The following is a 21,083-nucleotide window of genomic DNA, read 5'->3' as shown; positions in this document are numbered from 1 at the left end:
GCCCAAGTGTCGATCTGCTCGCAAAAACGTGACCCCCTGCCTTCACGCGGCGAAGTGCTGCCGCGACATCAGACACCTTGATCCGCTTGCACATCTCGACGCAACATCGAAGCGGAGGCGTTCCGCACCGGAATGTCGATCGAAAGATCCCGCGCCAAAAGCGGGACTTTCATTGGGAGGACTAGAACACATGTCAGACACCTATGACTTCATCATCGTCGGAGGCGGTTCCGCCGGCGCCGTGATCGCCGCCAGATTGAGCGAGGATCCAGGATGCCGGGTCGCCCTCGTCGAGGCGGGTGGCCCGCCGCCGGACCATGAACTGATGCCCGCTGCGGTGGCGAGCCTGCAACTCGATCCGCAGGTCGACTGGATGTACACCGCCGATCCGGGTAATGCCGGTCTGGGCCTTGTGGACAACGTGATGGCGGTGCCGCGCGGCAAGATGCTGGGAGGCTCGTCGGGTCTGAATTACATGGCGTATGTGCGCGGCCATCCCGGCGATTTCGACGCCTGGGCCGAAGCAGGTGCAACCGGCTGGAGCTATGACGACGTGCTGCCCTACTTCATCAAGAGCGAGGATTTGGCTCCCTCCAACGAAATCTCGGTCGACAGCGACGCGCACGGCACCGGCGGCCCGCTCGGTGTCTCCGTGCGCTCTCCGGTCATCCCCGCCTCGCGCGATTTCGTCAAGGCGGCCGGATCGGCGGGCATCCCCACGGGCGACTACAACGGACGTGATCGCGGCGGCCCTGCGGGCGTGGCTTCGCTGTTCCAGACGACGACGCGCAAGGGCATGCGGTCGAGCACCTACCGCGCGTTTCTCGCGGGCGACACCGAAGAGCGTGCAAACCTGACGATCATCCCCCATGCCCATGTCACGCGGGTACTGCTGTCGGACGGCGATGAAGACCTGACCGCCACCGGTATCGAATACCGAGACGCGCAAGGCACCTTGCAGCAGATCAGTGCCACGCGCGACGTGATCCTCAGCGCCGGTGCCGTCGGATCGCCGCAAATTTTGATGCTGTCGGGCATCGGTCCGCGCCGCGAGATCGAGGCCGTGGACATCGTGTGCCGCCACGCACTGCCCGGTGTCGGCAAAAACCTCAAGGACCATCTGCACTGCGCGCTGTTCTTTCCCGCCCCCGGCATCGGGTTGCCGATCGCCGAGGTGGGCGTATCCGCCGGACCGGATGCGTTGCGCGCTCCTGCGGGGCCCCTGCCCGCCGATCCCGCGGATGATGCGTCCATGTCGCCCGAACTTGCCGGACTGAAGGCCGAGGCAGAGCGCCGCGTCGGGCAGTGGATGGAAACCGGAGAGAGCCTCGTATCTTCATCGCTCTACGACGCCGTAGCCTTCTTTTCCACCGGATTGGGCGACACGCACAGCCACGATGCGCAAATCGCCTACGTTCCGTGCGGCTATGACGCAGGACTCCTGGGAGAGCGCCTGCGAATAGATCTGTCGACGTTCTTCGAGGATGCGGAAAAGACGCTGGCACCGGATCAAGAAAACATGATCCTGCTGGCCAACCCGGTGCTGCCGCACAGCAAGGGTGAGATCGTTCTGGCCAGCGCCGATCCGTCCGATGCGCCGATCATTCGGATGAATTATTTCACCGACCCGCATGATCTAAAGGTGATGGTCGCAGTGATGCGCAAGGCGCTCGACATCGCGGCAAACTGGCCCGGCGAGACGAAACCCGGCCCGCTGAACGTACCGCCCGCATTGGCTAGGAAACACGGCTATGAACCCGGTGAAACCCCCAGCGATGCCTTGCTGGAGAACATGGCGCTGCATTATTCCACAACGGTCTACCACCTGTGTTCGACTTGCCGGATGGGCGAGGTTGTCGATGCGGAACTGCGTGTCAGCGGCGTGCGCAACCTGCGCGTGGCGGATGCAAGTGTGATGCCCGATATCATCAGCGGCAACACCAACGCAGCGACCATCATGATCGGAGAGAAGGCCGCCGATATCCTTTCAGCGGAATATGCCTTGCAGCGCAGCGACGCTGCCTGAGATCACCGGGACTGGACGACAAAGGCAGGCGCATCTCGACGCGCCTGCCGCTTGGCGTTAATCTAAGCGACGGCGCAATTGCGCATATTTTGCGATGCGGCGCCGTTGCGCGAGTATCACCAGTTGACGGAGTTGCAATGGCCGGAAGCCTAAAAGACCTGCCGCAGATCCAGTCGCTTCTGGATCGCCCGACGATTGCGCGTCTGGCTGAGTTTTACAGCCATGCCGAGACCGTCGCGGCACTGCGGATCACCGTCGGCGCGCTGCGTACGGATCTGCTGGCCGATGCGTCCACATCGCTTCCCGAATTCGCGGGCGCGGCTTTTGCGCAAAGCGTTGCAGACGCGATCGAGGCCGCGCGAACGCCCTCGCTGCGCGGTGTGATCAACGCGACCGGGATCATCATCCACACCAATCTGGGGCGGGCGCGGCTGGCCCCGCAGGCGGTGCGTGCGATGCAGATGGCCGGAGCGGATGCCACAAACCTTGAGTATAATCTGGAAACCGGCAAACGCGGGTCGCGCCACGCCCATGTCGAAAATCTGATCTGCGAGTTGACGGGTGCGCAGGCGGCCGTCGTTGTCAACAATTGCGCCGCCGCCGTCCTGCTCAGCCTGATGTCGACCGCTACGGGGCGCACTGTCGTCGCCTCGCGCGGCGAATTGATCGAGATCGGGGGGTCGTTCCGCCTGCCCGACGTGATCGCCCAAAGCGGCGCGGTCCTGCGCGAGGTTGGTGCGACGAACAAGACCCGGATCGGCGATTACGCGGATGCCATCGACGACACGACTGCCGTTTTGCTTAAGAGCCACACCAGCAATTTCAAGATCGTCGGATTCACCGCATCCCCCGCGCGCACCGATCTGGCACGGCTTGCCAAAGAACGCGACGTGATCCTGATCGAGGATCTGGGCAGCGGGGTGTTGATCGATCTGGCCCCTCACGGGCTGGTGGACGAACCGGTCGTCGCGGATATTCTCAAGGCCGGTGTCGATCTGGTAATGTTTTCGGGAGACAAGCTTCTGGGTGGACCGCAAGCCGGGATCATCGCCGGTCGGCGCGACATCGTAGCACAACTCAAGTCGCACCCATTGATGCGCGCGCTGCGGGTGGACAAGCTGTCGCTTGCGGCACTGGAGGCGACGTTGCGCCTCTATCGTCCGCCCTTCGACCCGATGCAGGAGATACCGGTTCTGAAGATGTTGAGCGCGCCGCCGGAAACGGTCGAACTACGCGCGCGCCGTCTTGCGGACGCAATCAAGACGCACGGGCTGGACGACATCACCGTTGTCGAAACTGCGGCCTATGTGGGTGGAGGATCCTTGCCGCAGCAGGATCTCAAGAGCTTTGCGGTGAAGATCAGCGTAACGGGCCTGTCGTCGGACGCACTGGCGGCGGCGTTTCGACACAGTGCCACGCCTGTCATCGGACGCATCGAACGCGCGCATGTGCTGCTGGACATGCGCACCGTGCGCGATGATGAGGTGCCGATGATTGCGGACGCGATGGCCCGGATGCCACGCTGATGACTTCTTGTTGCGTCGTTGTCATCGGGCATGTCGATCACGGCAAGACCGCACTCGTCCGCGCCCTGTCGGGGATCGAGACGGACCGCCTGCCCGAAGAAAAGGCGCGCGGGCTTTCCATCGCTGCGGGCTATGCGCACCGTGCCTACGAGGACGGTATGCTCGATCTGATAGACGCGCCGGGCCACGAAGATTTTATTCAGGCAATGATCAGCGGCGCGACGGGTGCGCGCGGCGCGCTGGTGGTGATCTCGGCCACTGAAGGCATCTGCGCGCAGACCCGCGAGCACCTGTCGATTGCCGGGTTACTCGGCATCTCCAGCGCAGTCATTGCGGTCACCAAATCAGATCTGATTGCGCCGCAGGATCACGACGCCCGCGTACATGAAATCCGCGCGGGCCTCTCGGGTGGCCCCTTTGCGGATGCACCGGTTGTCTTGTGCTCAGCGATTACCGGTGCGGGGCTAAATAATCTGCATGGTGCCCTCGGTGCCTTCTTGGCAAAGGGGCCCCTACAGGCGGCACCAACCAATAGCTTCCTGCCGCTCGACCGTGTCTTTTCGCTGCCCGGACGGGGTACGATCGTGACCGGCACGCTGTTGGGTGCAGATTTGGTCGTCGACGACGCGGTCGTCTTGCATCCGCAAGGGTGCGCCGTGACCATCCGGGGTCTCGAAAGCCGGGGGACCGCACGCGAAACGGCTCTTGCAGGGGAACGTGTCGCGGTTAACCTGCGCGGCATCGCTATCGCGGACGTAGCGCGCGGGAATGTCCTGTGCGCTGGCGGCACCGCTGCACCGAGCACCTGCGTCGACGTTCGGCTGACCCTTCTTTCCTGCGCAACGACGGCGATCAAACACATGGATGAGCTGCGCGTTTCCTTCGGTACGACCAACGCGGTCGCGAATGTGCGTCTTTTCGGTGGCGGACGACTGGCGGCGGGACAAAGCGCATTCGCACAGCTTCGCTTCAAACAACCGGTAACCGGTTTTGCCGGCCAGCGCGCAGTTCTGCGCCGGTTGTCGCCCCCCGAAACCATCGCCGGTGCGATCTTCCTCGATCCGTCCGCCACGCCCGCTCGCTCTGGCGACCGGCAGCGCAGCGCGTTGCTCTACGCCGTCGAGGGGGGCGAGATCACGTCCATCGCGCAGGCTCTGAGTGCTGCTGGTGACAGCACGCTGCGGGTTTCACATGCAGCGCGGCTCGCTCGGATCACCGAAAATGCCGCGCACAGCGCCCTGCAAGACACGTTCGAATGGCTCGAACCCGACCGAATGACGCCGCGTGCGCGCATCGAAGCCGCAAAGGCGGCTGTTCTGGACACACTGGCCGCATACCACGTCGCCCACCCATTACGCTCAATGGCCCCGCACGGTGTTCTCAGCGGTCTGAAAATGGCACCGGCGCTGCTTGCATATGTTCTCACGCACCTCACCGACACCGGTACGCTCTGCGTCCGGGGTGCTGGACTGGCGCTTACGGCTCATGACCCCGTCGCGCTTCTGAGTTCGGCACAGAAATCCAGAATGGACGGTATCGACGCCACGCACCGCGATGCAGGCCTCTCGGCGCCGGGTGGCGGCAAAGCGGATCCGGATCACGGCGATGCGGCGCTTGTCGATCTGCTCGTCGATACCGGAAAGCTGGTGGCCCTGCGCAATGTCGCGTTGAAGCAAACCGTGATACTGCACGTCGATGCCCTGTCCACCGCGGCGGTGGCGCTGCGCGCAGCCTTTCCACCGCCGACACCCTTTACGACATCGCAGGCGCGCACTGTCCTCGGCACCACCCGCCGGATTGTCGTGCCGCTGCTGGAGCATTTCGACAAGACCCGCGTGACCATTCGCGAGGGCGATACCCGGCACCTCAGCGTCGCTTAACCGGTTTCCCCGCCCGCGGCGCGTTGCTAGTGTCGCAGAGTGCGGAGGTGACTGGAGTCTGGTGGCTTCCCTGGTCTTCAAAACCATGGACGCGTTCATACGGCGCGTGGTGGGTTCGATTCCCATCCACCTCCGCCACTGGCGCAGGCTGGACATTCCAGCGCAATCTCCCGCACTATGGCTTTGCTTAATCGGGAGGTCAGGCATGGACACTGGAAAACCACACTTCACGCTGAACGATCTGACCGGAGAGCCGCACGGCATACCGCAGGACCGGCCCGCGCTGGTCTGTTTCGTCAAGGACGACTGCGAGACCTGCAACACCGCCGCACCGGTTCTTGAAGCGATGCACAAGGCCTACGGCAACGCGGTGGATGTGCTGCTTGTTGCGCAATCCGGTGCGGCAAACGCCGATTTCGCGGAGCGGCACAACCTGTCGATGCCAGTCCTCGACGACACCTCGTGCAAGACGGCCTTTGACTGGGATATCGAAAGCGTACCTTCCGTGTTCATGTTGGATGCCGACGGTCAGGTGCGAACGCAATTCGAAGGTTTCATACGCACCGATTGGGAGGCGCTGTCCCAAGACATGAGCACCCGTCACGCGGTGCCCGCCGCACAGATCGACTGGGTGAGCCTGCCTGCCTGGCGGCCCGGCTGTGGCTCGAAACACCTCGACCCGCAGGTATTCGACAAGCTGCGCGCCGAAGCAGACGGAAGCCCGATCCGCGCGCGTCGCATCGAGGTCGCCAGTGGCGACGACGTGGCCGAATTCATGTTCGATCAGGGATTTTCCGACGGTCTGCCTCTGGTACCGCCCACGCCAGAGCGGGTGCTGCGGATGCTGGCAGGCACCCACCGCGCAGCGCAGGACGTGGTCGCCACGGTACCGCCCAACATGGGTGAGGCGACAGTCGAAAAGATCGCGATCAACGCGGTCATGGCTGGGTGCAAACCCGAATACATGCCCGTCATCATCGCGGCGGTCGAGGCGGTGTGCACTGACGCGTTCAACATCCACGGCGTCACCGCGACGACGATGGGTGCGGCCCCGGTCATGGTGATCAACGGGCCGATTCGTGAAAAGATCGGCATGAACATGAAGCTTGCAGCCCTCGGCGCGGGCAACCGCGCCAACGCCACCATCGGGCGCGCGCTGCGGCTGGTGGTGCGCAACGTGGGCGGCGCCACCACGGGCGGGGTCGAACGCTCGACCCTGGGCAATCCGATGAAATACACGATGTGTTTCGCAGAATGGGAAGAACGCTCGCCCTGGCCCGCGCTGCACGTCGAGCGTGGCTTTGCGCCGGAGGATTCCGTGGTCACGGTCTTCGCGATGACGGGCGGTCCGGTGCATATCGTCGACCAGACGTCGCGCGCGCCGGACCAGATCGCGGGTTCGCTCGGGCTTGGCCTCGAAGGAGTGTTCCTGCCCAAGCTGCACGACCTGCCGATTGACGCCCTGCTGGTCGTGTGCCCCGAACACATCGACACGCTGACACGCGAGGGCGGCTACTCCAAGGAACGGTTGCGCGACCGGATCCAGCAGGTCACGTCGCGGCCGCTTTCGCAGATGGTGGCGGATGACAGCTCCGGCGCGGGCATCCCGGCAGAGACCGCCGCGCAGATGAGTGCCGAGGCACTGACCCGACCTGTCCCGAAATTTGCGGGACCCGAATACATTCACATCGTCGTCGCAGGTTCGGACGCAGGCAAGTTTTCATCCGCCTTCCACGGTTGGGCAACCGGGGATGTCGGATCGGTTTCTGTTTCCAAGAAGATCGATCTCGGCTAGGATATTGACAAGGAGGATGTATCAATGACGACAATTCTCGACCCGACCGACGAGCGATCGCCTGTCGAGCGTCAAATATCAGAACGCAGCGGCAATCTGGCGGGCATCATCGGTCTGCTGGACATCAGCAAGCCACGCGGCAATGTGATGCTCGACGAACTCGAAAAGCTGCTGGCAAGCAGAGCGCCAGACGTGGCGGTGCGCCGCTATACCAAGCCGACGTTCGCCAAACCCTGTCCCGACGCGCTGCGGCACGAAATCCGCGACGAATGCGACATGGTGATCGAGGCGCTGGCCGACTGAGGATCCTGCACGACGTGCAGTATGCACGACAATGTCTGGTTTGAAATCCAGGGGATCCCCGCAGTCGCAATCGCATCGAGCGAGTTCGCGCAAGCCGCTGAACATCAAAGGCGTGCGCTTGGCATGAACGACGCGCGCTATGTGCTCGTGCCGCATCCGATCCAGGATGCGACCGATGATGAAATGAGGGCCAAGGCCACGCAGGCGCTTGACGCGATCATCGCGGCCTTGACAGAAGGCTGACGCCTGACAATCCCCAACCCGTTTCGCGCGGGCTGGGGACGCGCGCGCAAATATGCGCAATCGCCTTTGGACATTCACCGGCCCAGCGGGCACTAAAGCCCCATGACATGTTTGCCCCCTGACGCCTTATGCTGAACGCCGTTCCCCTTACCCGCGATCTTGTTTTTGTCGGTGGCGGCCACGCGCACGCGCTGGTCCTGCGCAAATGGGGGATGAACTCGCTGCCTGGCGCGCGGCTGACCGTGATCAACCCCGGACCGACCGCACCCTATACCGGAATGTTGCCCGGCCATGTCGCGGGCCATTACAGCCGGGATACACTCGAAATCGATCTGATGCGTCTGGCCCGTTTCGCCGGCGCGCGGCTGATCCTCGCGCACGCTACCGCGATAGACCGCGACGCCAAGCTGATCCATGTCGAAGGACGCCCGCCGGTCGCCTATGATGTCGCCTCGATCGACATCGGGATCACCGCGCGGATGGATATCCCCGGATTCGACGCACATGCAGTGGGTGCCAAGCCGCTGGATATCTATGCGCGGGCGTGGCGCGATTTTCTGGATCGCGCCCAACCGCATCAAACGCCGACAATTGCGGTGATCGGCGGCGGCGTCGCGGGCTGTGAACTGGCGATGGCGATGGCCTTTGCGCTGCGCGAACGCGGTGCCGCCCCGCAAGTGACCGTCATCGAGGCAGGCGCGGACATCTCGGGCGTCGGCGCGCGGGCGCGTGCTAGGCTGCACGCCGCGATGCGCGATCTCGGCGTCCGGTTCGAAGCCAACGCAAAGGTCACGCGCATCGCGCAGGGTGAAGTCATCCTCGCCGATCACCCCGCCGTGAAGGCCGATCTTTGCGTCGGTGCGGCGGGAGCCTTTCCGCACGGGTGGATCGCGCGGACGGACCTGCCGCAACACGACGGTTTCATTGTGATCGACCCCGATTTACGCGTTAGCGGCGACGCACACCTGTTTGCCGTAGGCGACTGCGCGCATATGCCGTTCGCGCCGCGCCCCAAGGCCGGCGTGTTCGCTGTGCGCGCGGCACCTGTGCTGCATCACAACCTGCGCGCGGTCCTGACCAGCACAAAGCTAAAGCCGTTCCGGCCACAGAAATCCTATCTCAAGCTAATTTCGCTCGGCGGAAAATCCGCCCTTGCAGAGAAATGGGGCTTTGCACCGGCAGGGCCGCTGCTGTGGCGCTGGAAGGATCGGATTGACCGCACCTTCATGGACAAGCTCGACACCCTGCCGGTGATGCGCCCACCGGCGCTGCCGGATGTGGTTGTGGAGGGCGTACGCGACGGGAACCAGACGGTACCGCTGTGCGGTGGCTGCGGCGCAAAGGTGGGCGGCGGCGTTTTGAAAAGCGGACTTGTTCACCCTGAAGGCACGCTGAACCCCGATATCGTGAGCGGTCCGGGTGACGACGCCGCGATCCTGCGTTTTCCGGGCGGCGGGTTTCAGGTACTGAGCACCGATCACCTGCGCGCTTTTATCGAAGATCCCGTACAGATGGCGCGGATCGCCGCAGTCCATGCATTGGGCGACATCTGGGCGATGGGCGCCACCCCGCAGGCGGCACTGTCGAGCATCGTGTTGCCACGAATGTCCCCCGCCCTTCAGGAACGCACCTTGCGGGAGATAAACGATACCGCACGTTCGGTGTTTCAACAGGCCGGTGCTTCGGTGGTGGGCGGTCATACGACGATGGGCGCGGAACTGACCATCGGCTTTACCGTGACCGGTACGCGCGCGGAAATGCCGATTACCGTCTCGGGTGCCCGCGCGGGGGACGTTCTGGTGCTGACACGGCCCATTGGTTCCGGCGTGGTATTGGCCGCGCATATGGCGGGCACGGCACCTGCACGTGTCGTCGCGGATACGCTCTCGATCATGCAACAACCGCAAGACGTCGCGGCGCGGGTGCTCGAGAACGCGCATGCGATGACCGACACGACCGGTTTCGGCCTTGCCGGACATATTCAGGCTATGTGCACTGCATCGACGCTGCAGGCAGAGATCTGGCGCGACCGCGTACCTTTTTATCCCGGGGCGCGCGCGCTGTCCGATAGGGGCGTCGCGTCGTCTTTGCTGGCCGCAAATGTTGCGGATGCCCCGACGACGGGCATTGCGGATCCGCTCCTGCACGATCCCCAGACAGCGGGTGGATTGCTGGCAGCCCTGCCCCCGGATGCCGCTGAAACGGCAATCGAGGCGCTGCGCGCGCAGGGCTGCACCGGCTGGATCATCGGGCAGCTCGACGCGGGGACCGGTCCGATCCGCGTCAGTTGAACCGCGCGATCAGGTCCGTTGCCGTTCGTGCCAACGTCTGCGTATCCAGAGCATCGAGCGCGACAGGGTCAGAGCACTGTTCTACCCGCGCCTGCGGTTTGGCATAGCGCGGATCATAGTGCTCGGCCATCAACTCCTGCGCCAGCATCTGCCAATCGCCCGCCGAGGCCAGCCCATGCCAGCGGGCAATCCGCTCGGCGGCGTGATAGGGGCGCAGCTGATCGATCCGCTGTCCCAGCGTCTCGCGGTTTTCGGTGAGATCGGCATAGGCGGTGGCGAGGAACGCGGCACGCGCGGGCAGCGGTGCTGCCAGTTCGATGCGCGGTGCCGCCCGCATAAGCGCCCATAACGACGGCGGGATCATCCGCGCACCGATCTTGCTGCTTTCGCCTTCGACCCAGGTCACTTTGGTGGCGTCGAGCGCGTCAAGGGCCGCGGCCAGCCGGGATTCAAACAGTTTCTGCGAGGGCTGCGGCGCATCCAGACCACCAAAGAGCGAACCGCGGTGCTGCGCCAGCCCCTCGAGATCGAGAGTCTGCGCGCCCGCGTCCCGCAAGTGGTGGAGCAGCGCAGTTTTCCCCGTGCCCGTGCCCCCGTCCACCAGCCGAACCCGGTGCGGAAGCGGCGTATCGTACAGCAGCGCGCTGACCTGTCGGCGATAGCTGCGATAGCCCCCCTCGATGAGGTGTACGCGCCATCCGATCTGATCGAGAATCGTGGCGAATGCACCCGACCGTTGGCCCCCGCGCCAGCAATACAGCAGCGGTTGCCAATCTCCGGGCATCTGCGCCAACGGTCCCTGCAGATGGCGCGCGGCGTTGGCTGCAACCAGCGCGGCCCCGATCTTGCGCGCCAGAAAAGGACTTTGCTGGGTATAGACCGTGCCGACTTCGTCCCGTTCACGGTCTGACAGGACAGGCAGGTTGACCGCCCCTGGCACATGATCGTGCTCGAATTCCGAAGGTGCGCGCACGTCGATGATCATGTCCGCGCCGATTGCGGCAATGGACGACAGGGACGAGAGGGAATGCGGAATCATCGACAGCCTCCGGGCGACGGGAATACCTTGTTTTATTCATCGCACCCGCGAGGTCTAGCACAAAGCACAGCGAGCGGCGCCCGCGCCTGCGGCCGGTGCGTATCTATCACCCGGCAGGCCGGGGGCCGTATCCGCCACAGCGACCGATCTGTACCGTTCGCTCTGGTGAAACGCACTGAATATGGGAACTGAGCGCGCGTGCGATCCGGCGCGTCGATTTGGCTTAAGGTCAGTTGACAATGGAAACGCAAAATTCATACCCTGTTCCGAAGAGCGAAACGTCGTTTCGAAATAATGACGTCCATCGCCGCATCGGATGCGCCACACAATCGGCGTGTTCCGAAATCATCAAAGGGAGGAAACGATGAATAATTTTACTACGGCTATTGCTGTTTTCGGCCTGTCGGCCACGATGGCGACAGCGCAGGAGATAGATCTGCCAAAACAACTGAGCTGGACAGCCTACGACACCGGATCGGCCGGCTATAACCAGGCCGTGGCCATCGGTGCGGCGCTGCAGGATGCGACGGGTGTAAACCTGCGCGTGCTGCCGGGAAAGAACGACGTTTCACGCACTGAACCGCTGCGGCAGGGTCGCGTCGAATTCTCCGCGACGGGTGTCGGTGGCAGTTTCATGGCGCAAGAAGGCGTGTTTGATTTCGGTGCCGAAAACTGGGGTCCACAGCCGATCCGCGTCCTGATGGCCAACAACGGCGGCGCGATCAATCTTGCGGTCGGCGTAGCCGCCGATATGGGCATCGAGGAGTTCTCCGATCTCAAGGGCAAGCGCGTGGCCTACATCGTCGGCGCGCCGGCGTTGAACGTGAACACGGAAGCCTATCTTGCCTACGGCGGGCTGACATGGGATGACGTGGAGCGCGTCGATTTCGGTGGGTTCGGTGCCGGCTGGACCGGTTTGATCGAAGGCCAGGTCGATGCGACCTTCGCCTCCACGAACTCCGGCAAGGCCTATGAGGCCGAAGCGGGTCCGCGCGGTTTGTTCTGGCCCCCGATCGATCCTGACAACGCCGAAGGTATCGCGCGGATGACGGCAATCGCCCCCTTCTTTACGCCGAATAAGGCCATGGTCGGCGCGACAATCGACGGCACTGACGGCTATCAGGGCGCGGGCTATGCCTATCCTGTTCTGACGGCAACGGACGAGACGGACGAAGATCTGGTCTATAACATGACCAAAGCGATGGTCGAGCTGTTCCCGCAGTATGACGGCAAGGCCCCCGGCATCAGCGGCTGGTCAATCGACAAACAGGATATGGAATGGGTCGTTCCCTATCATGAAGGTGCGATCCGCTATTATACCGAGAAAGGTGTCTGGTCGGATGCCGCGCAGGCGCATAACGACAACTTGGTCAAGCGCCAGGAAGCGTTGATCGGTGCGTGGGACGCACTGAAGGAAACCGATCCCGAAGATTGGGAGGCGGCATGGGCGCAAGCGCGTCGTCAGGCTTTGAAAGATGGCGGGTTCGAGATCACATTCTGATCCTGAGCCGTTAATCGGACCGGTCGGCGCGGTATGCCGGCCGGTCTTTTTCGACTTCTGTTAAAGAGAGCCAGCCCATGTCCAACGAAAATACGCCCGACACCTCGGCGCCGAAAAAGGCATTTGAGGAGGTTTCCATCGACGGAGCCACACCCGCCGAGCGTATTGCCGGACCGGCACGTTGGGTCGTGATCATCGGCACGCTGTTCTCGCTGGCGCTGGTCGTGAACCAGCTTTTCAACATCCAGGTTTTTGGAATCGTCCTGATCGACGGGCGGTACCTCTATCTGCTGGGCGGCCTGTTCCTGGCTCTCAGCTTTCTCATCTTCCAGATCCGCGGTGGCAAGGGCGGAACGCCCTCCGTGCTGGACTGGGTGCTCTTCGCGCTGTCGCTCGTCACGACATTCTACCTGAGCCAGAATGCACAGGCGAACCTATCGCAGGGATGGGAATACGCGGCGCCCGAGTTTGCGCAATACGTCGCCGTGGTCTTTTTCCTGCTGATCCTCGAAGCGACCCGCCGCGCGGGTGGGTTGATCCTGTTCTGCATCGTCACCCTGTTTGCGTTCTACCCGACTTTCGCAGGGCAGGTGCCTGACCCGTTTTCGGGCTTCCAAAGCACGTTCATGCAGACGGTTCCCTATCACATCTATTCAGCCGAAAGTTCTTTCGGCATCCCCATGAAGGCCTTCGGTGGCGTGGTCATCGGCTTTATCCTGTTCGGCGCGGTCCTGCAGCGTACCGGGGGCGGTCAATTCTTCAACGATCTCGCCCTTGGCATGGTCGGCGGGTACCGCGGCGGCGCTGCGAAAGTGTCGATTTTCGCATCCGGGTTCATGGGGTCGATGTCCGGCTCGGTCATCTCGAATGTGCTGACGACCGGCGCAGTCTCAATTCCCGCCATGCGCAAAACCGGCTTTTCCGCCAAGACCGCCGCCGCGACAGAGGCCTGCGCCTCCACCGGCGGTGTGTTGATGCCGCCCATCATGGGGGCCACCGCGTTCGTCATGGCATCGTTCCTGTCGCGTCCCTACGTGGAAATCGCGCTCGCGGCGGCGATCCCGAGCATTCTGTACTACTTCAGCCTTTTCGTACAGATCGACGCCTATTCCGCGCGTCGTGGCCTGCGCGGTCTGCCCAAGCCGGATCTGCCGGTTCTCAAGCAGGTGATGAAAGAAGGCTGGCCCTACATCTTTGTTTTCGCGCTGCTGTTGTTCATGATGATCGTCATGCGCCGCGAAACCTCCGCGCCTTTCTACGCAACTGCACTGCTGCTCGTGGTAAACCAGTTCCGCGCGTCCCACCGGCTTAACCTCGAACGGCTTGGCAACATGATCGTGGGCGTTGGCATGGGTCTTGCCGAACTGACGGCGATCCTGCTGGGTGTCGGTCTTATCGTGGGCTCGTTCTCCGCCACCGGGCTTGCCGGGACGCTGGTCAACGAACTGGTTTTCATGGCGGGTGACAACACGCTGGTGCTGGTACTCATGGGCGCGGTCACGGCGTTCATCTTCGGTATGGGGATGACGGTTACGGCGTGCTATATCTTCCTTGCCGTCGTACTCGCACCCGCGCTGGAAGCCGGCGGGCTGAACCAGCTCGCTGTGCACCTGTTCATTCTGTATTGGGGCATGGTCAGCTACATCACGCCCCCCGTTGCCCTGGGTGCTTTCGCCGCGTCCACCATGGCCGGGTCCAATCCGATCGCAACCGGGTTCGAGGCGATGCGCCTGGGCGGCGTCATCTACATCGCGCCTTTCTTCTTCGTATTGAACCCCGCACTGATCGGACAGGCACCCGCGCTCGAGGTCGTCACCGCCCTGAGCTGTGCGTTGATCGGCGTTGCGATGATCGGGGCGGCGCTGCAAGGCTACGTCAGCCTTGTGGGGCCGTTGACAGGAGCTGCCGGTCTGCCACTGCGCGTAATGCTGTTCTTCGGCGGCGTAATGATCGCCAAACCGAAGACTGACATCATGAACATCGGCTATGTCGAATCTTTCGTCATCGGTGCCGCCCTGTGTGCTTTGCCGTTGTTCGTTGCATGGCGTGCAAATTCAGCCGGGGCAAAAGCGGTCGGAAGCCAATGATCAAGATCGAACCTCCCGTCTCCGGCACGCCGCCGGTCGAAACCATCGTCGACCGGGTCCGCGTGAACGCGCGCGCGCATCCCGACAAGACTGCAATCGTATGTGCAGGAGAAACCCTCAGCTGGGGTTCCTTCGATACCCGGATCAACAAGGTCGCAAACCTGCTGCTCGACCGGGGGCTGCAAAAAGGCGACACCGTCGCGGTGATCTCGCCCAATTCCATACCCTACGCCGAGCTTTTCATGGGCATCCTGCGCGCCGGTGGATGCGTCACGCCGCTATCGTCGATGGCATCGCCCGACGCGTTGCACAAGATGCTGTTGGATTGCGGCGCGCGCGCGATCTTTGTCGCCGCGCAGTACCGGGACCTGGTGGACAGCTTTCTGCCCTCTCTTCCGCTCGAACGCTTCGCGATTGATTTTGCCGACCCCGGCTATCAAAGCTACGAAGACGCGTTGGCCAATGCGGGTACGGATGACCCGATGGTTCCCATCGACATGAACGATCCGTTCAACCTGATCTATTCGTCCGGCACCACGGGCACCCCCAAGGGGATCTTGCACAATCACTGGATGCGCGCGGCGCAGATGGACCGCGTGACGCCCAATGGATACGACGACGAGGCCCGCACGCTGATTTCGACGCCGCTTTATTCCAATACCACCATAGTATCGTTCCTTCCGACGCTGTTCGGCGGGTCCACGGTGTATCTGATGCCCAAATTCGACGCGCGCGCATACCTCGAAATCGCCGCGCGCGAGAAGATAACCCATACGATGCTGGTGCCCGTCCAGTACAAGCGCATCATGGACGTGGTCGATTTCGACAGTTTCGATCTGGACGCCATGCGGATCAAATTCTCTACCTCCGCCCCCCTGCGCCGCGATGTGAAGGAAGATGTGCTCGCCCGGTTTCCCGGTAAGCTAATCGAATACTACGGCCTGACCGAAGGCGGCGGCGTTACCGTCCTGGTCGCCGATGAACACCCCACCAAGCTGCACACGGTTGGCCAGCTTGCGCCGGGTAACGACATCCGACTGATCGACGCGCAGGGCAATGAAGTCCCGCCCGGCACGGTTGGCGAGATCTGCGGGCGCGGACCGACGATGATGGCGGGATACTACGGTCGCGATGATCTGACGGCCGAGTACATCTGGCGCGATGCTGACGGAGAGATTTTCTTTCGCTCCGGCGATATGGGGTCGTTCGACAAGGACGGATTTCTGGTCCTGTCCGACCGCAAGAAGGACATGATCATTTCCGGCGGCCTCAACATCTATGCCAATGATCTTGAGCTGGTTCTGCTTTCGGATCCCGACGTCGTGGACGCCGCCGTGATCGGTGTGCCGTCTGAGCAGTGGGGCGAGACGCCGCTGGGCCTCGTAGTGCTGCGCGAAGGCGCGGCGCGCACTGGCGACGATCTGCGCAACCGCGCAAACGACATACTGGGCAAAAGCCAGCGCCTGTCGGCGGTGGAGGTCCGCGAAAGCCTGCCCCGCAGCACCATCGGCAAGATCCTCAAGAAGGATCTGCGCGCACCCTACTGGAAAAATCAAAAGGAAAACCCGTGACTGATGACACCATGAACGGCGCCGAAAGCCTCGTGAAAACCCTTCTGGCGAGCGGGGTCGAGGTGTGTTTTACCAATCCCGGAACCTCCGAAATGCATTTTGTCGCCGCACTGGATCATGTAGCGGGGATGCGATCCGTGCTGGCCTTGCAGGAAGGCGTCGCGACCGGTGCCGCCGATGGGTACTACCGGATGGCGGGCAAACCCGCCTCGACGCTGCTCCACCTCGGCCCCGGCCTCGCCAATGGCCTGTCGAATCTGCACAACGCGAAGAAAGCGGGCTCCGGCGTCGTGAATATCATCGGCGAGCACGCGCCGAGCCACATCGAACTCGACGCGCCGCTTACCTCGGACATCGAGGGCATCGCGCGGCCCGTATCGCATTGGGTTCGTACCTCGCCCACCTCCACGACAGTCGGACAGGACGCCGCCGACGCGGTGCAGGCCGCGATGACCGCACCGGGTCAGATCGCATCGTTGATCCTGCCGAGCGATACGGCATGGACGGACGGCGGGGTGCCGCAGGACGCGCTTGCCGTGCCGGCACCGCAGCCCTTCGATGACAGCATTCTGGAGCAGGCGGCGCAGGCTCTCGATGGCCCAGAGACGCTGTTGTTGCTTGGCGGCGGGGCGTTGACCGAGGCCAATCTTAAGACGGCGGGCCGCATCGCGGCAAAGACCGGCTGCAAGCTGTTGTCGGAATGGGCGAACGCGCGGCTTGAACGGGGTGCGGGACGGGTCGTTGTGGGCCGTGTGCCCTATCCCATCGATATCGCGCTGAAAGTGCTCGAACCCTACAAGCGTATCGTCCTTCTGGGCGCGCGTGCGCCCATCGGGTTTTTCGCCTATCCCGGTATGCCCGCCGTTCTGACACGTGAGGGCGCCGAAATTCTCAAGCTGGCGGATGGCGGTGCGGATCTGACTGGCGCGCTCGACGCTTTGTGCGCGGCGACCGGGGCCACCGATACCCCCCCCGCACATGTTGCCGAGGCGGAATTGCCCGACCGCCCCGAAGGTACGATCAACCTCGACAATCTTGCCGCTGTGATCGCCCGTGCAATCCCTGAAAACGGCATCGTCGTGGACGAATCCATCACCACGGGTCGCGCATTCTTTCCCGTTACCAAAGGCGCGCCAAAGCATGACTGGCTCAACAATTGCGGGGGGTCCATCGGCTACGGCATGCCGGTGGCCATCGGTGCCGCCGTCGCCTGTCCTGACCGAAAGGTGCTGGCGTTGCTCGGCGACGGCTCGGCGATGTACACTGTTCAGGCGCTGTGGACGATGGCGCGTGAGAATCTCGACATCACTGTCCTGATCTTCGCGAACCGCAGCTACAAGATTCTGCGCGGCGAGTTGACCAACGTCGGGGTGAGCAATCCTGGCCCCCGCGCGCTGGACATGCTCAGCCTCGACCGACCCGCCATCGACTGGGTGCAGATGGCCCGTTCCATGGGCGTCGAGGCAGAGCAGGTCACGGAGTGCGAGGCGCTGGAAGCGGCGATGGACGAAGGCCTGTCGGGATCTGGTCCACGTCTCATCGAAGTCATGCTATAGAGGCAGCGGCACGCAGGGGCGGGCGCGATGTATACACGTTACGCGGTTTTCCACACGCCGCCCGAAGGTCCGCTGGCGGAGTTCGGCGCCTCTTGGTTGGGGTGGGACAGCGCGCGCGGCAAGGCCGCTGCGCATCCACAAATCGACGGTGTCGACGTGTCCTCCGTTACCGCGGCACCACGGAAATATGGGCTGCACGCGACGCTGAAGGCGCCATTTCGTCTAATCAATGGTGCGGACCAAATCGACCTTGAGCGCGCGATGGCCGAGTTCGCGGCCACCCGCGCGCCGGTCATGCTTTCGCAGGTCGCGCTGAGCGACAGGTTCCGTTTCGTGGCGTTGCGCCCGACGGCTGACAGCCGTGCCCTATGCGCGCTCGCCGAAGAGGTCGTGCGCGCGTTCGACCGGTTTCGCGCCCCGCTGACTGACCCGGAAATCGCGCGCCGCGTGCCCGCGCGGTTAAGCGCACGTCAGACGGAGCAGCTGCACGGATGGGGATATCCGTATGTCTTTGACGACTTCAACTTTCATATCACGCTGACCGGATCACTTTCCCACAGCGATGCGGCACGCGTCATTGCGGCGCTGGCTGCCCGGGTGGAATCCCTCGTCCCGCAGCCTTATCCCATCGACGCGGTAACGCTCATGGGAGAGGACAGCGAGGGACTGTTTCATCAGATTGCGCGGTACCGGCTCATTGGCAAAGCCTGACCGGCAGTTGTCAGTCCGATTGCAGTTTGTAGCTTGGCAAATGCATCAACGCCGTTCGCAGCGCCTCCCCCCAACTTTGGGAGATAAGCTGATAGTATTCGTCGTCCTGGGTGATGCGTGGCAGCTCGGTAGGTTCAAAGCTGTCCTTGGCATAGACCTGCAGATCCAGCGGCAGCCCGACGGACAGGTTCGCTTTGATCGTGGAATCAAACGACACCATCAGCAACTTGATCGTATCCTCAAAGCTCATGTCCGCTTCATAGGCCCGCACGAGGATCGGTTTACCGTACTTCGCTTCACCGATTTGAAAAAAGGGATTGTCTTCGCTGATCTCGATAAAATTGCCTTCGGGATAGATCAGAAACAGGGTCGGCATCCCGCCCTTGATCTGCCCGCCGACGATAACGGATGCCTTGAACTGCGATGTCGCTGTCTGGCCCTCGGGGCCGCTGTTTTCGATCACTTCCATCAGCGTCGCACCGACCACGCGCGCCACCTGAAACATCGTCGGTTGTTCGAGGATAGTCGGGCTGCGGTCGGACGGCTGCTTGGAGCGCTCTTCCAGAAGGCTGATAACCGCCTGTGTCGTGGCAAGATTTCCGGCAGTCATCAAAGTGATCATCCGCTCGCCCGGCACATGCCAGGTGAACATCTTTTTCGTCACCGAAAAGTTATCGACGCCCGCGTTGGTTCGCGTGTCGGACATGAACACCAAGCCTTGTTTCAACCGCAGGCCGACGCAATAGGTCACTGTATAATTCCAATAGCTAGATCACGGACAGACCGGGAATGTTCCACTCCCTATTGCTGAACCTGAAGCGATACAATCATTGATTCACGCGCAGCGCCAAGGCGCATGCCCGTGATGGGCGCTGCATCGCGCGAATCCAGTCCAGCCGCAATCCGGACGTAGCGTTCATCGGGTGAATAGCCGTTGGAAACGTCGAAACCGACCCAGCCGAGATCGTCCAGATGGGCCTCGGCCCAGGCATGGCTCGCGTCCTGATCGACGCGATCATTCATCATCAGGTATCCGCTGACATAGCGGGCCGGCACGCCGGCGGCGCGCGCGGCGGCGACAAAGATCTGCGCGTGATCCTGACATACTCCGCCCCCCGCCCCCAGCGCGTCTTCCGCCGTCGTGGTCGCCTGCGTCGGTGCGGTGCTATAGGGTACGATGCTCAGGATTTCTGCCGAGAGTTTGTGCAGATCACCCAGCAGGTCCCCTTTGCGCCGGATCAGTTTCGCCAGCTTGTTGATCCTGCGCCCCGGTGCGGTGCGTGAGGTCGACTGCATGAAATGCCAAAGCGGTGCACGTCCGTAGATCTTTCCGAAAATACCGTTCGCGGTATGTGTTTCCACTTCTCCGGACGCGGTGATTGCTACACGGGTTTCACCGGGCTCTGCCTGAACCAGCGTTGTAAGGTTCTGGTATTGGTCGACGAAAGATAACTCTTCGCGCCCCCCCTCGATATCGAGCGACCAGTTGCGCACCGTTTGATGGACCGAATCCGGCGGTGTCAGGCGCACCTGTTGCAGGCTGTAAATCACCGGCGCGTCGTAGTCGTATTGGGTGGTGTGGGCAATGGAGAGTTTCATGCTGTCCTGTGTCTAGCCGTTGAACCGGTAATCCTGTTCGATCTGTTGTCCAATGGCATTGTTTTCACGGATGAAGTCGGTAATGAACTGGTGCAGACCTTCGTCGAAGATCGTCGAAATCGTGTGACGACGCAGCTTTTCGCGTTGCGCGGCGATCATCTGGTGCGATTGCGGAGTGGTGCCGTATTCCTTGGCAAGAAAGCCCAGGTTCTGGTCGATGGTGCCACAGGCAAACGACAGCGACCTTGGAAAGCGCGCATCGAGGATCAGGAATTCGGCCACGTTCGACGATGTCATCTCGGTGTTGTTCAGCCACCTGAAAGACCGATGTGCCGAGACGCTGCGCAGGATCGTTTCCCATTGCACATTGTCAAGCGGAGATCCGACGAAACTGGTCGAGGGGAGCAGCGTGTAATATTTGACATCGATGATCCGCGCGGTGTTGTCCGCCCGTTCGATCGAGGTGCCCAATTGAATGAAATCGTAGATATCGGTGCGCAGCATCGTGCCCGATACGGCCCCACGCACCAGGGCATTCTGGCGCCGGATCTCGCCCAGTATCGCGGGCAGATCGGTTTCCTTCACGGGCCGTTTGAGCAGCTCCTTCAACCCCATCCAGTTCTCATTGACGGCTTCCCACACCTCGGTGGTCAAGGCCGTTCGCACCATGCGGGCATTGGTACGCGCCTTTTCAGTCACAGAGATGACGCTGGACGGATTTGTCGTGTCACGCAGCAGATAATCCACCACCTGTGCTGCCGTGAACTGGTCGTACTTCGCCTTGTATCCGGCGCTGACCCCCGCCGATGTCAGCAATGATCTCCATTCAGACGCCGCGTCGTTGGAACGGGTCAGTGCGATGCGAAACCCCGCCTCGACGAGCCGTGCCGTATTCTCGCCCCGCTCCAGAAAGCGGAACATCCAGTAAAGACCACCTGCGGTTTTTCCCAACATC

Annotated in this window: 15 protein-coding genes and 1 tRNA gene; 12 read left to right on the top strand and 4 right to left on the bottom strand. The window is 62.4% G+C overall.

What is annotated here, in order from left to right:
- Positions 1–190: 190 nt before the first annotated feature.
- From Q1A06_RS16280 to selD, 7 genes are all read left to right on the top strand, one after another.
- On the top strand, positions 191–2,026 hold the full coding sequence (locus tag Q1A06_RS16280) for a GMC family oxidoreductase N-terminal domain-containing protein (protein ID WP_299566050.1): 1,836 nt from the start codon (positions 191–193) through the stop codon (positions 2,024–2,026).
- A 137-nt stretch (positions 2,027–2,163) separates the two neighbouring features.
- Positions 2,164–3,552: an L-seryl-tRNA(Sec) selenium transferase gene (gene selA, locus Q1A06_RS16275; RefSeq protein WP_299566046.1), complete on the top strand. Its 1,389-nt coding sequence runs from the start codon at positions 2,164–2,166 to the stop codon at positions 3,550–3,552.
- Positions 3,552–5,432 carry a selenocysteine-specific translation elongation factor gene (locus Q1A06_RS16270; protein ID WP_299566043.1) on the top strand — a complete coding sequence of 627 codons (1,881 nt, stop codon included), beginning with the start codon at positions 3,552–3,554 and terminating at the stop codon, positions 5,430–5,432. Before selA ends, Q1A06_RS16270 begins: the two co-directional genes overlap by 1 nt.
- Before the next feature lie 43 nt (positions 5,433–5,475).
- Positions 5,476–5,570: transfer RNA gene (locus tag Q1A06_RS16265), tRNA-Sec, on the top strand.
- Between the two features lie 67 nt (positions 5,571–5,637).
- The gene (locus Q1A06_RS16260) at positions 5,638–7,227 is read left to right on the top strand and encodes a TlpA disulfide reductase family protein (RefSeq protein ID WP_299566040.1); all 1,590 of its coding nucleotides are present in this window, start codon (positions 5,638–5,640) and stop codon (positions 7,225–7,227) included.
- 24 nt (positions 7,228–7,251) lie between these two features.
- The gene (locus tag Q1A06_RS16255) at positions 7,252–7,773 is read left to right on the top strand and encodes a UGSC family (seleno)protein (RefSeq protein WP_299566037.1); all 522 of its coding nucleotides are present in this window, start codon (positions 7,252–7,254) and stop codon (positions 7,771–7,773) included.
- Between the two features lie 128 nt (positions 7,774–7,901).
- Positions 7,902–10,064, top strand: a complete 2,163-nt coding sequence (selD, locus tag Q1A06_RS16250) for a selenide, water dikinase SelD (RefSeq protein ID WP_299566034.1) — start codon at positions 7,902–7,904, stop codon at positions 10,062–10,064.
- Here selD and mnmH read toward each other — a convergent pair.
- Complete coding sequence (mnmH, locus tag Q1A06_RS16245; RefSeq protein WP_299566031.1) at positions 10,057–11,103, bottom strand: tRNA 2-selenouridine(34) synthase MnmH; 1,047 nt, start codon at positions 11,101–11,103, stop codon at positions 10,057–10,059. The genes selD and mnmH overlap by 8 nt on opposite strands.
- A 364-nt stretch (positions 11,104–11,467) precedes the next feature.
- On the opposite strand from mnmH, the gene Q1A06_RS16240 reads away from it, so the two are divergent.
- From Q1A06_RS16240 to Q1A06_RS16220, 5 genes are all read left to right on the top strand, one after another.
- A complete protein-coding gene (locus Q1A06_RS16240) occupies positions 11,468–12,604 on the top strand; it encodes a TAXI family TRAP transporter solute-binding subunit (RefSeq protein WP_299566028.1) in 1,137 nt (378 codons plus the stop codon).
- Positions 12,605–12,681: 77 nt separating this feature from the next.
- Positions 12,682–14,691, top strand: a complete 2,010-nt coding sequence (locus Q1A06_RS16235) for a TRAP transporter fused permease subunit (protein ID WP_299566025.1) — start codon at positions 12,682–12,684, stop codon at positions 14,689–14,691.
- Positions 14,688–16,262 (top strand): class I adenylate-forming enzyme family protein, encoded by a 1,575-nt coding sequence (locus Q1A06_RS16230; RefSeq protein WP_299566022.1) that lies wholly within the window; start codon positions 14,688–14,690, stop codon positions 16,260–16,262. The genes Q1A06_RS16235 and Q1A06_RS16230 overlap by 4 nt, the downstream gene beginning before the upstream one ends.
- Positions 16,259–17,818 carry an acetolactate synthase large subunit gene (locus tag Q1A06_RS16225; protein WP_299566020.1) on the top strand — a complete coding sequence of 520 codons (1,560 nt, stop codon included), beginning with the start codon at positions 16,259–16,261 and terminating at the stop codon, positions 17,816–17,818. The genes Q1A06_RS16230 and Q1A06_RS16225 overlap by 4 nt, the downstream gene beginning before the upstream one ends.
- A gap of 27 nt (positions 17,819–17,845) precedes the next feature.
- Complete coding sequence (locus Q1A06_RS16220; protein ID WP_299566017.1) at positions 17,846–18,529, top strand: DUF1045 domain-containing protein; 684 nt, start codon at positions 17,846–17,848, stop codon at positions 18,527–18,529.
- A 10-nt stretch (positions 18,530–18,539) separates the two neighbouring features.
- Here the strand turns inward: Q1A06_RS16220 and Q1A06_RS16215 are convergent, their stop codons facing one another.
- The 3 genes from Q1A06_RS16215 to Q1A06_RS16205 are packed head-to-tail and all read right to left on the bottom strand — an operon-like array spanning position 18,540 to position 21,082.
- The gene (locus Q1A06_RS16215) at positions 18,540–19,280 is read right to left on the bottom strand and encodes a peptidase (protein WP_299566015.1); all 741 of its coding nucleotides are present in this window, start codon (positions 19,278–19,280) and stop codon (positions 18,540–18,542) included.
- 50 nt (positions 19,281–19,330) lie between these two features.
- Positions 19,331–20,128: a transglutaminase family protein gene (locus Q1A06_RS16210; protein ID WP_299566011.1), complete on the bottom strand. Its 798-nt coding sequence runs from the start codon at positions 20,126–20,128 to the stop codon at positions 19,331–19,333.
- Positions 20,129–20,140: 12 nt separating this feature from the next.
- Positions 20,141–21,082: an alpha-E domain-containing protein gene (locus Q1A06_RS16205; RefSeq protein ID WP_299566008.1), complete on the bottom strand. Its 942-nt coding sequence runs from the start codon at positions 21,080–21,082 to the stop codon at positions 20,141–20,143.
- Position 21,083 lies beyond the last annotated feature (1 nt).

Source organism: uncultured Sulfitobacter sp., from assembly GCF_947497275.1.
Lineage (GTDB): Bacteria > Pseudomonadota > Alphaproteobacteria > Rhodobacterales > Rhodobacteraceae > Sulfitobacter.
This window is presented reverse-complemented; position numbering and strand designations above follow the sequence as displayed.